Here is an 11,749-nt window from a genome sequence, read left to right as displayed (position 1 = left end):
CGTGAATATTGAATTTGTGGTCTTGCTGCTCCTTCTAGGCAGTATTGTTGGGGTTATGGCGGGGCTTCTCGGCATTGGTGGCGGATTAATCGTTGTACCTGCTTTGCTCTTTTTACTACCTATGGCAGGCATTGACCCTGCTATCAGTATGCAAATCGCTTTGGCGACCTCTCTTGCCTCAATTATTGTCACTTCCGGTTCTTCTGCTTTAAACCATTTTAAGCTCGGTAACGTAGACATGTATGTAGTGAAGTGGTTGATGCCTGGTGTGGTTGTTGGTGGTTTTCTTGGAGCCAATGTGGCTGAATGGATCCCTTCTCAGTATCTGCCTAAGGTGTTTGGTGTGATTGTGCTGTGTTTAGCCATACAAATGTTGTTTTCCATCAAAGGGCAGAGCCAGAGAGTCATGCCGGGTAATGGGGCAACATTGACAATTGGCACCGGGATTGGAATGGTCTCGAGCCTAGCGGGCATCGGTGGAGGCTCTTTATCTGTCCCGTTTTTGAACCGACATGGGATTGAAATGCGTAAAGCGGTTGGCTCCTCCTCAGTTTGTGGTTGCTTTATTGCTATCTCCGGTATGATTGGTTTCATCTTGCATGGTTATCAGGCACAATCGTTGCCTTCTTACAGTTTGGGATATGTTTATGTGCCAGCGCTGATTGCGATTGCGTCGACTTCAATGTTGACGACCCGTGTCGGTGCCAAACTCGCCACCTCATTACCCACCGCAACATTGAAGAAAATTTTTGCAGTATTTTTACTCTTTGTTGCTGGAACTATGTTGCTGTAGTGGAATCTCACCTAATTATCTGAATACCGAAAGAGTATAATTTTATGTCTCAGGGATATTTTGAATTTCCTAATATCGATCCCGTTTTAGTTGCGATTGGACCCCTGTCCATTCGTTGGTACGGGCTGATGTATCTGGTTGGTTTTGCTTTTGCACTTTGGCTGGCAAATCGCCGTGCAGATAAGCCAGACAGCGGCTGGACACGCGAGCAAGTGTCAGACTTATTGTTTGCCGGTTTTCTTGGCGTCGTGATTGGCGGCCGAGTGGGTTACGTGCTCTTTTATAACTTCGATTTGTTCCTACAAGATCCGCTTTACTTATTTAAAGTATGGACGGGTGGAATGTCATTCCACGGTGGCTTATTGGGTGTCATTACTGCGATGTTGTGGTATGCCAAGAAGAATGGCCGTACCTTCTTTGGTGTTGCTGATTTCATTGCACCGCTTGTACCGTTTGGCTTAGGTATGGGGCGTTTAGGCAATTTTATGAACAGTGAGTTATGGGGACGTGTTACCGATGTGCCGTGGGCGATTGTTTTCCCTAATGGCGGGCCTTTACCTCGGCATCCCTCCCAGCTCTATGAGATGTTCTTAGAAGGTATTGTGCTGTTCTTCATTCTCAATTGGTTTATTAAAAAACCTCGCCCACTAGGCTCAGTATCAGGGCTATTTTTAGCGGGTTATGGTACATTCCGTTTCCTTGTCGAATACGTTCGTGAGCCTGATGCCCATCTGGGATTGTTTGGCGGATTTATCTCAATGGGGCAAATCCTGTCTCTACCTATGGTTATCGTTGGTATCCTGATGATGGTTTGGGCTTACAAGCGTGGTCACTACAAAGATGAAATCCCACAACAAATGAAGTAAGGAATTGGTGTGAAACAGTATTTGGATCTCTGTCAGCGTATCGTTGAGCATGGTGAGTGGATTGAAAATGAACGTACAGGAAAACGCTGTCTGACGGTCATCAACGCTGATCTGACTTATGATGTTGGCCACAACCAGTTCCCATTAGTGACAACGCGTAAAAGCTTTTGGAAAGCTGCGGTAGCTGAGCTACTCGGTTATATACGTGGTTACGACAGCGCGGAAGCTTTTCGTAAGCTCGGTACCAAAACTTGGGATGCGAATGCAAACCTAAACCAAGCTTGGCTTAAGAATCCTTATCGAAAAGGTGAGGACGACATGGGCCGCGTTTACGGTGTTCAGGGACGTGCGTGGGCGAAACCAGACGGTGGTCATATCGATCAACTGCGTAAGATTGTCGATGACTTGACACGAGGTGTGGATGATCGAGGTGAGATCTTGAACTTCTACAATCCCGGTGAATTTCACATGGGGTGCTTGCGTCCTTGTATGTATAGCCATCATTTCTCATTATTAGGTGATACTCTGTACCTCAACAGTACTCAGCGTTCTTGTGATGTTCCGCTTGGTCTCAACTTTAACATGGTTCAAGTGTATGTGTTCTTAGCGATCATGGCTCAGATCACTGGTAAAAAAGCGGGTCAGGCTTACCACAAGATTGTTAACGCGCACATCTATGAAGATCAACTGGAGTTGATGCGAGATGTACAGTTAAAACGTCAGCCTTTAGCGTCGGCAACTTTCCATATTAACCCTGAAATTCAATCTCTAGAAGATTTGGAAACTTGGGTCACATTGGATGACTTTTGGGTTGAGGGCTACGAGCATCATGACCCAATTCAATATCCATTCTCAGTCTAATACGCACTAGATGTTAAACAACCGCCTAAAATTGGGCGGCTTTTTTGTCGCCTAAAGAATGATTCTCCTCGTAAGGCGGCTCTAAGGGAGTGACGTAATCAATACGATTGTGTCAGAACAATACGAGCTCCAAGCCTTTCACACAATCTGCCTGAATGAAAAAAGCCCGTACCTTATAAGGTACGGGCTTTCAATAAACGATGGTATTTCGAATTAAGCGGTGAGCGCTAGAATAGTCCCTGGCAGTACAAGGAATACCGCAATAAGGTAACCGGCAACAACGGCTTTATTCTTCACGGCCATATCAGAGATGACGTCGGCTGCTTTGACTGGTAATTCACGTAGGAATGGAATACCAAAGATAAACACAGTCGCTAGGATATTAAACGCTAGGTGTACCAGAGCGATTTGCAGAGCGAATACTGCGAACTCACCTGATGCTGCTGTCGCTGCAAGTAGCGCTGTTATACACGTACCGATGTTGGCGCCTAGTGTGAACGGGTAGACATCACGAACTTTCAATACACCTGAACCTACAAGCGGAACCATTAGGCTGGTAGTGGTTGAAGACGATTGAACCAGTATAGTGACGACTGAACCAGAAAAGATACCGTGAATAGGGCCACGACCAATGGCGCTCTTTAAGATTTCACGAGCACGGCCAACCATTAGGCTCTTCATCAGTTTACCCATCACAGTGATAGCAACGAAGATGGTTGCAATACCAAGCACGATAAGTAGTACGCCACCGACAGTATCACCAAAGGTTGCTAGCGGCTCTTTTACTGCGTTAACAACTGGCTTTGTGATTGGCTTGATGAAGTTCAGGCCTTTCATACTCATATCGCCAGTCGCGAGGAATGGTGATACTAGCCAGTGAGAAATTCTCTCAAGGATACCAAACATCATTTCGAGTGGTAGGAAGATTGCGACCGCGAGAAGGTTAAAGAAGTCGTGAATGGTTGCACTTGCAAAAGCACGTTTAAACTCTTCTTTATTTCGGATATGACCCAGTGAGACCAAGGTGTTGGTGACAGTGGTACCTATGTTGGCACCCATGATCATAGGGATCGCGGTTTCTACTGGTAAACCGCCTGCCACAAGGCCAACAATGATCGATGTTACTGTACTTGAAGATTGGATAAGAGCGGTTGCGACAAGACCTATCATCAGGCCTGCTACTGGATGAGAAGCGAATTCGAAAAGAACTTTAGCTTGATCGCCTGTTGCCCATTTAAAGCCACTGCCTACCATAGATACTGCCAGAAGCAGTAGGTATAACATGAATGCCAAGTTAGCCCAGCGTAACCAGCGAGTAGTGCTCGATATCGGCGCCGCTGTAGTAGTAGCTTGGTTCATAATTTTCTCCGTGGACCGTATAAATTTGTATTGGTCGGTTGTTGAAACTGTGGGCGATAGTAGAGGGTAAATATTTCATTAATATTACAGTTATGTGTAATGGAATTTTTTTTGTCTCTCCGTCGCAATTTTCAATGTTTATTTACTTTCTCGCTGTCTTTATTATATTGAAAAATAAGAGATTTTATTGGTTTTTGAGCTTTTCTAAGAGTGTTGGAAAATGGAGTTATTTCACAAATTGACCATGCTGTAACAAGCCTCCTAGTATGGCTTTGTCATATAACTTTTATTGATTATCGGTAAAATCTTGTTTTTTTTGTTATGAATTCGGTTTTTTCGAAAGATTGTTGTCATTTGAAGCTTCTGCTATAACCATAGCCATACATAAAGCAGAGAGATTTTTCATGTCGCATTTAAATTACAACCATCTTTATTACTTCTGGATGGTATGTAAGCAGGGATCAGTGACCAAAGCTGCTGATGCGTTATTCCTCACTCCTCAGACGGTAACTGGGCAGATCAAAGCACTTGAAGAGCGTATGGACGGTAAACTGACCAAAAGAAATGGTCGAAGTATCGAGCCAACCGAGCTTGGTCAACTGGTATTTAAATACGCTGACCGAATGTTTGGTTTAAGCTACGAGATGCTGGATATTGTCAACTATAGCCAGCGATCCAATATACTGTTTGATGTAGGAGTTGCTGATGCCTTATCAAAAAGGTTAGTCAGTAAAATTCTAATGACCACAGTTCCCCCTGATAACAGTATCCATTTACGTTGTTTTGAATCTACTCATGAAATGCTACTTGAGCAGTTATCTCAGCATAAACTGGATATGATCTTGTCCGATTGCCCTGTTGACTCCAGTCAAAGTCCCGGCTTATACAGCAAGAAGTTAGGGGAGTGCAATATGAGCTTCTTCTCTAGCCGAAGTGTTGAACAGGTAAAATTTCCTGCAGTGCTTGAACAGCGGAAATTACTGATACCGGGGAGTCGAACGGCAATGGGGCGGAAAGTTCTGCAGTGGTTCGATCGCCAGGGGCTTCAACCAAACATTCTTGGTGAGTTTGATGATGTCGCTTTAATGAAATCTTTTGCTCGTTACCATCACGATGTTATTTTTCTTGCCCCTTCTTTATATGTGTCGGAAGTCGAAAGTGATTTACCTTTGCAGTTGATCGGTCATATTGATGAGCTTAAAGAAGAATATTACGTGATTTTCGCTGAGCGTATGATTCAACACCCAGCAGTGAAGAATGTCTGTGATGCAGACTTCACGAATCTCTTTCAGTGAGAACCTTTTTCATTTCTACAAATAGATTACTGGATGTAAATAGATTAGTATCAGCTATAAATGTATCAATTTATTAATTACAGGCTGAGATTTGTTGATGTTTTGTTGTTTCAAGGGGTACTAGCCGATGAATTTACAAGAAATGGAAAAGAATTCTGCCAAAGCGGTGGTACTACTTAAAGCGATGGCGAACGAGAGACGTTTGCAGATTTTATGTTTATTACATAACCAAGAGTTGTCTGTGGGGGAATTGTGCAGCAAGCTCGAATTAAGTCAGTCAGCGCTGTCGCAACACTTAGCTTGGTTGCGCCGTGATGGCTTAGTTGATACACGCAAAGAAGCACAAACGGTCTTTTACACACTAAGCAGTGAAGAAGTGAAATCAATGATTCATTTACTACACAGCTTATACTGCAGTGAAATGACGGATTAACCTACCATCGTTAGATCTTGGGTACTCACTTTGTGAAATTCAAATATAAAAAAACCGGCCTGAGCCGGTTTTTTTTCACTGGGAAATCAGAGTTCTATTAAAGAGCTTTGATTGCAGCAGCGAAACGAGACTTATGACGAGCAGCTTTATTCTTGTGAATAAGGCCTTTAGTTGCCATGCGGTCTAGGATTGGTGTAACTGTAGCAAATGCTTCAGTTGCAGCAGCTTTGTCGCCTGCTTCGATAGCAGCAACAGTTTTCTTCATGTAAGTGCGCATCATTGAACGACGGCTAGCATTGTGCTGGCGACGTTTCTCAGCCTGGATAGCGCGCTTCTTAGCAGATTTACTATTTGCCAAGGGTCTAACTCCCAAAAACTTTAGTTCGGTGACAATTTAAGGGCGAGGAATATCCCTCATTTGCGCCTAAATGTCAAATGATTTGTGCAAAAACCAATCGGAACCAAACAAATTTTGGATTAGAAAGGTCTTCACGGTTAAGATGGCGGGGATTCTATCAGTATTTTTTTTTCATTGCTAATACTAATCTTCTCTAGTCCTGACATTCCTGTCATAGAGTGGAGCCTTATTGAAAGTATTGCAGGATTCCCGAGGTAGCTGTGAGTAAACGTCTGCTCAAGTCTGGCCTAATTGTTAGCGCTATGACTTTGATTTCTCGTGTGCTTGGATTAGTGCGCGATGTGGTAGTGGCGAATTTAATGGGGGCTGGCGCGAGTGCCGATGTCTTTTTCTTTGCCAATAAAATTCCCAATTTTTTACGTCGCCTATTCGCTGAAGGGGCATTTTCTCAGGCGTTTGTTCCTGTTTTAACGGAGTATCACGCTGCGGGTGACATGGATAAAACGAGGCAACTGATTGCCAGAGCCGCAGGTACCTTAGGTGTGCTTGTCTCTATCGTAACTGTGCTGGGAGTTTTAGGTTCTGGTGTGGTAACGGCATTATTTGGCTTTGGCTGGTTTCTTGATTGGTTGAATGGTGGGCCATCGGCTGAAAAGTTTGAGCTGGCGAGCTTCATTCTCAAAATTACCTTCCCTTATCTATGGTTCATTACTTTTGTGGCCTTATCTGGTGCGATTCTCAATACCATGGGTAAGTTCGCGGTATCATCTTTTACTCCTGTATTTCTCAACGTTATGATCATCCTCTCGGCGTGGTTTATTTCGCCGAATATGACTCAGCCTGAAATTGGCTTAGCGATTGGGGTGTTCTTAGGCGGCTTGGTCCAGTTTCTATTTCAGATCCCTTTCCTTATTAAGGCGGGTGTTATGGTGAGACCTAAATGGGGTTGGCGCGATCCCGGAGTGGTCAAAATCCGTACCTTGATGATTCCCGCTCTATTTGGTGTTTCAGTCAGTCAGATTAATTTGTTGTTTGATACCTTCATTGCCAGTTTCCTTCAGACTGGCTCTATCAGTTGGCTTTACTATTCAGATCGCTTGTTGGAGTTTCCTCTTGGACTATTTGGCATCGCGATTGCCACAGTGATACTGCCAGCGTTGTCGCGTAAACATGTCGATGATCATAGTGATGGCTTTGCCCAAACCATGGATTGGGGTGTGCGTATGGTAACGTTACTTGGAATACCTGCAATGCTTGGCTTGATGGTATTGGCAAAGCCAATGTTGATGGTGCTGTTTATGCGTGGTGAGTTCAGTCCTCAGGACGTACAGTTCGCATCGTTGTCTCTGATTGCTTATGCTTCAGGATTACTTAACTTTATGCTGATCAAGGTGTTAGCTCCCGGTTATTACTCTCGCCAAGACACGAAAACACCGGTCAAATATGGCATCATTGCGATGGTAGCCAATATGGTCTTTAATGCCATTTTTGCTTGGTTCTATGGCTATGTTGGTTTGGCTATCGCTACAGCCCTGTCTGCATTTGTCAATATGTCGCTGCTGTATCGTGGGTTACATGTTGCTGGGGTCTATACACTGACGCGCAAGACCCTGATCTTCATATGTAAGCTAGTATTGGCTGGGGGCTTGATGGTGACATTCATTCTTTGGCAGTTAGAGGAGATGTCGGTATGGCTTATGTGGAGCCTGCTTGAGCGGGTAACTTCACTGACAATCTTGATCGGATTGGGAGCCGTCGTTTATCTGCTCACACTTGCTGTGTTAGGGGTGCGTTTAAAAGATCTAAAAGCAGCGACAGAATAAGGGGGATTAGTATATAATCCGTCAGTTTCACACTTTGCTAATAATAAAGAAGACAGGAATTAGAAGCTTCCAATGGAATTGATCCGAGGTATTCACAACATCAAAGCACATCATGCTGGGTGTGTCCTGACGATAGGAAACTTTGACGGTGTGCATTTAGGTCACCAAGCGGTACTGCGTCAAGTGTCTGAGCAGGCTGCTAAATTAGGCTTACCTGCAACGGTCATGACGTTTGAGCCTCAGCCTTTGGAGTTATTTGCAAGAGAGAGAGCGCCGGCGAGGCTAACTCGATTGAGAGACAAATTTGTCCAGTTGAGTAAATTGAGTATAGAACGCTTACTTTGTGTTAATTTCAACAAGCGCTTTGCCAATCAGACGGCAAATGAGTTTATTAGCGACTTGTTGGTGAAGCGATTGGGTGTTAAGTTTCTCGTTGTTGGTGATGATTTCTGCTTTGGTAAAGGCCGAAAAGGCAACTTCCATATGCTCAGAGAAGCCGGTGAAAAATACGGTTTTGAAGTCGTTAGCACACAAAGTTTCTGTCTCGAGCAATTGCGTGTCAGCAGTACAGCGATCCGCGAAGCATTAGCAAGTGATGAGTTGCACTCAGCAGCAGAGATGCTGGGTCGAGATTACAGCATTAGTGGTCGAGTATCACACGGTCGTAAGTTAGGAAGAACCATTGGTTTTCCTACCGCGAATATCCCACTGAAGCGTTGCGTTTCACCTGTATCAGGCGTTTATGTCGTTGAGGCTCTAGGCCTTGGAGATAAACCGATTGGGGGCGTAGCAAATATTGGCAACCGACCGACCGTGAACGGAGTTCGCCAGCAACTAGAAGTACATTTATTTGACTTTCAAGCCAATTTATATGGCAAGCAGCTAGAAATCGTACTTTTAAATAAGCTTCGCGATGAGCATAAATTTGACTCATTTGAAGCATTGAAACAACAAATTGAATTGGATGCTGAAGCAGCAAGGGTGTGGCTGCGTCAGCGTATATAGCTAAACGGTCTAGTCCACCGCTTGGCATAATGTCTAACATTCGCCCAACACAACGGAATTAAGAATCGATGAGTGAGTATAAAGATACCCTGAACCTTCCTGAAACAGGGTTTCCGATGCGCGGCAATCTGGCGAACCGCGAGCCAGAAATGCTTAAGCGTTGGTATAAAGAAGACCTTTACGGCGAAATCCGTAAAGCGAAGAAAGGCAAAAAATCTTTCGTTCTACACGATGGCCCTCCATACGCCAACGGTGACATTCATATTGGTCACGCACTAAACAAGATTCTTAAAGACATTATTATTAAATCCAAAACACTTTCAGGTTTTGACGCGCCTTATATTCCTGGCTGGGACTGCCACGGTCTACCTATTGAATTAATGGTAGAAAAAAAGGTGGGTAAGCCAGGTCAAAAAGTGACCGCGGCTGAGTTCCGTCAGAAATGTCGTGATTACGCAGCGGGCCAGGTTGAAGGTCAAAAAGAGAGCTTCAAACGCCTTGGTATCATGGGTGAGTGGGACAAGCCTTACCGCACTATGGATTTTGCTACCGAAGCAAACATCATTCGTGCTCTAGGTAAGATTGCTGATAATGGTCACCTACTGAAAGGTTTCAAACCTGTTCACTGGTGTACAGACTGTGGCTCAGCGCTTGCTGAAGCAGAAGTAGAGTACAAAGATAAAGTATCGCCATCTATCGACGTGCGCTTTAAAGCGGCCGATGAAGCAGCGCTTCTTTCTAAGTTCTCATTGAACGAAGGGCATGAAGGTGAAGGCGATATCTCTATCGTTATCTGGACAACTACACCATGGACTCTGCCAGCAAACCGCGCAGTCTGTCTACGTGATGATCTAGAGTATGTCTTGATCCAAGTTGAAGGTGATTCTAAAGAGCGAATCATCGTTGCTTCTGAACTTGCGAAAGACGTGATGGATCGTGCGGGCATCGAGCACTTCCATAACCTTGGTTTTGCCAAAGGTAGCGATCTTGAGCTATCTCAGTTTAATCACCCATTCTACGACTTCACCGTTCCTGCAATCCTTGGCGATCACGTAACAACGGATTCTGGTACTGGTGTGGTTCACACAGCGCCTGGTCACGGTCAAGAAGACTTTGCGGTCGGTAACAAGTACAACCTAGAAGTCGCTAACCCAGTAGGTTCAAACGGTGTTTACCTACCGGATACTGAGCTATTTGCTGGTCAGCATGTATTCAAAGCGAACGATGCAGTGGTTGAGACGCTAAAAGAGAAAGGTGCGCTTCTACATCACCACGCTTACGAGCACAGCTACCCACATTGTTGGAGACACAAAACGCCAATCATCTTCCGTGCAACGCCACAATGGTTTGTCTCTATGGACCAAGCAGGTCTACGTGCAAAAGCACTTGAGTCAATCAAAGGTGTTGAATGGATGCCTGAGTGGGGTCAAAGCCGCATTGAAGGTATGATTGAAGGTCGCCCAGAGTGGTGTATCTCTCGTCAACGTACTTGGGGTGTGCCAATCGCTCTGTTTGTTCATAAAGAAACAGCAGAGCTTCATCCAGATACAAGCGAATTAGTAGAGAAAGTAGCTCTGCTAGTTGAAGAGAAAGGCATTCAAGCTTGGTGGGATCTAGAAATCTCTGACCTACTTGGTGAAGAAGCGGATAAGTACGAGAAAGTACTGGATACACTAGACGTATGGTTCGACTCAGGTGTGACTCATTACTCAGTAGTGGATGCGCGTGAAGAGTACATTTTCCCTAATGAAGAAAAAGGCGCGTCGGCAGACCTATATTTAGAAGGCTCTGACCAACACCGTGGTTGGTTCCAGTCATCACTAATTTCATCTATCGCGATGAAAGACGAAGCGCCATACAAGCAAGTGCTTACTCACGGTTTCGTAGTTGACGGTCAAGGCCGTAAGATGTCGAAATCTATCGGTAACGTGGTTGCGCCAAAAGATGTGACTAACAAGCTAGGTGCTGACATTCTGCGTCTATGGGTTGCTTCAACGGACTACACGGGTGAAGTGGCGGTTTCAGATGAAATCCTAAAACGTTCTGCAGACGCGTACCGTCGTATCCGTAACACTGCGCGTTTCTTCCTTGCCAACCTAAGCGGCTTCAACCCAGCAACAGATCTCGTCCCTGCTGAAGAAATGGTGGCTCTAGACCGTTGGGCTGTAGGTCGTGCACTGGCTGCTCAAGAAGAGATCGTGAAAGCGTACGGTGAGTACAACACTCACGCAGTAACACAGCGTTTAATGCAGTTCTGTTCTATCGAAATGGGCTCATTCTACCTAGACGTAATTAAAGATCGTCAGTACACAGCGAAACGTGGCGGCCACGCTCAACGTAGCTGTCAGACTGCGCTTTACTACATCGTAGAAGCGCTTGTTCGTTGGATGGCGCCAATCATGTCGTTCACTGCAGACGAGATCTGGAACGAGATGCCGGGCGAACGCGATAAGTTTGTATTCACAGGCGAGTGGTACGAAGATCTGTTTGGTCTAGCTGAAGGTGAAGAGCTGAACAACGAATTTTGGGCTGAAATCCAAGCGGTTCGTGGCGGTGTGAACAAACTGCTAGAAGATGCTCGTAAAGAGAAGGCCATTGGTGGCTCTCTGCAAGCAGAAGTGACGCTTTATGCTGATGATGCTCTAGCGGTTAAACTAAGCAAGCTTGAAGATGAGCTACGCTTTGCGTTACTGACGTCAGCCGCGGTTGTGAAGCCTCTAAGCGAGAAGTCAGAGACTGCACAAGCAACCGATGTTGAAGGTCTGTTTGTTGAAGTGAAAGCAACGGAAAACGAGAAGTGTGACCGTTGTTGGCACCACACTCCAGACGTAGGCACAATCGAAGGTCACGAGAAGATTTGTGGTCGTTGTGTGTCTAACGTTGATGGCGAAGGTGAAACACGTCGCTTCGCGTAATTTATAGCAACTAGAAGTTGAACTTTATTGAGATAATATAG

At 45.0% G+C, this 11,749-nt stretch carries 10 protein-coding genes; 8 read left to right on the top strand and 2 right to left on the bottom strand.

What is annotated here, in order from left to right:
- Position 1 precedes the first annotated feature (1 nt).
- From L1D31_RS18290 to L1D31_RS18280, 3 genes are read left to right on the top strand one after another with little or no spacing between them, the layout of a single operon-like run.
- A complete protein-coding gene (locus tag L1D31_RS18290) occupies positions 2–793 on the top strand; it encodes a sulfite exporter TauE/SafE family protein (RefSeq protein ID WP_255906151.1) in 792 nt (263 codons plus the stop codon).
- A gap of 44 nt (positions 794–837) precedes the next feature.
- Complete coding sequence (lgt, locus tag L1D31_RS18285; RefSeq protein WP_239838492.1) at positions 838–1,659, top strand: prolipoprotein diacylglyceryl transferase; 822 nt, start codon at positions 838–840, stop codon at positions 1,657–1,659.
- A 9-nt stretch (positions 1,660–1,668) separates the two neighbouring features.
- Complete coding sequence (locus L1D31_RS18280) at positions 1,669–2,520, top strand: thymidylate synthase (protein ID WP_239838491.1); 852 nt, start codon at positions 1,669–1,671, stop codon at positions 2,518–2,520.
- Between the two features lie 213 nt (positions 2,521–2,733).
- Here the strand turns inward: L1D31_RS18280 and L1D31_RS18275 are convergent, their stop codons facing one another.
- A complete protein-coding gene (locus L1D31_RS18275) occupies positions 2,734–3,879 on the bottom strand; it encodes a Na/Pi symporter (protein ID WP_239838490.1) in 1,146 nt (381 codons plus the stop codon).
- A 404-nt stretch (positions 3,880–4,283) separates the two neighbouring features.
- Between L1D31_RS18275 and nhaR the strand changes: the two genes are divergently transcribed.
- Entirely contained in the window at positions 4,284–5,174 is an 891-nt protein-coding gene (nhaR, locus tag L1D31_RS18270) for a transcriptional activator NhaR (RefSeq protein ID WP_239838489.1), read from the top strand.
- A 127-nt stretch (positions 5,175–5,301) separates the two neighbouring features.
- Complete coding sequence (locus L1D31_RS18265) at positions 5,302–5,607, top strand: metalloregulator ArsR/SmtB family transcription factor (RefSeq protein ID WP_239838488.1); 306 nt, start codon at positions 5,302–5,304, stop codon at positions 5,605–5,607.
- A 97-nt stretch (positions 5,608–5,704) separates the two neighbouring features.
- Here the strand turns inward: L1D31_RS18265 and rpsT are convergent, their stop codons facing one another.
- Positions 5,705–5,965: a 30S ribosomal protein S20 gene (rpsT, locus tag L1D31_RS18260; RefSeq protein WP_004410238.1), complete on the bottom strand. Its 261-nt coding sequence runs from the start codon at positions 5,963–5,965 to the stop codon at positions 5,705–5,707.
- Positions 5,966–6,225: 260 nt separating this feature from the next.
- Here rpsT and murJ point away from each other — a divergent pair, with 260 nt between their 5' ends.
- From murJ to ileS, 3 genes are all read left to right on the top strand, one after another.
- Positions 6,226–7,788 carry a murein biosynthesis integral membrane protein MurJ gene (gene murJ / locus L1D31_RS18255; RefSeq protein WP_239838487.1) on the top strand — a complete coding sequence of 521 codons (1,563 nt, stop codon included), beginning with the start codon at positions 6,226–6,228 and terminating at the stop codon, positions 7,786–7,788.
- Positions 7,789–7,860: 72 nt separating this feature from the next.
- On the top strand, positions 7,861–8,793 hold the full coding sequence (gene ribF / locus L1D31_RS18250) for a bifunctional riboflavin kinase/FAD synthetase (protein WP_239838486.1): 933 nt from the start codon (positions 7,861–7,863) through the stop codon (positions 8,791–8,793).
- Between the two features lie 68 nt (positions 8,794–8,861).
- Positions 8,862–11,708 (top strand): isoleucine--tRNA ligase, encoded by a 2,847-nt coding sequence (gene ileS, locus L1D31_RS18245; RefSeq protein ID WP_239838485.1) that lies wholly within the window; start codon positions 8,862–8,864, stop codon positions 11,706–11,708.
- Positions 11,709–11,749 lie beyond the last annotated feature (41 nt).

This window comes from Vibrio sp. Isolate23 (assembly GCF_022398095.1).
GTDB classification, from domain to species: Bacteria; Pseudomonadota; Gammaproteobacteria; order Enterobacterales; family Vibrionaceae; genus Vibrio; species Vibrio coralliilyticus_A.
The sequence above is the reverse complement of the archived record's forward strand: the minus strand, read 5'-3'. Positions and strand labels throughout refer to the sequence as shown.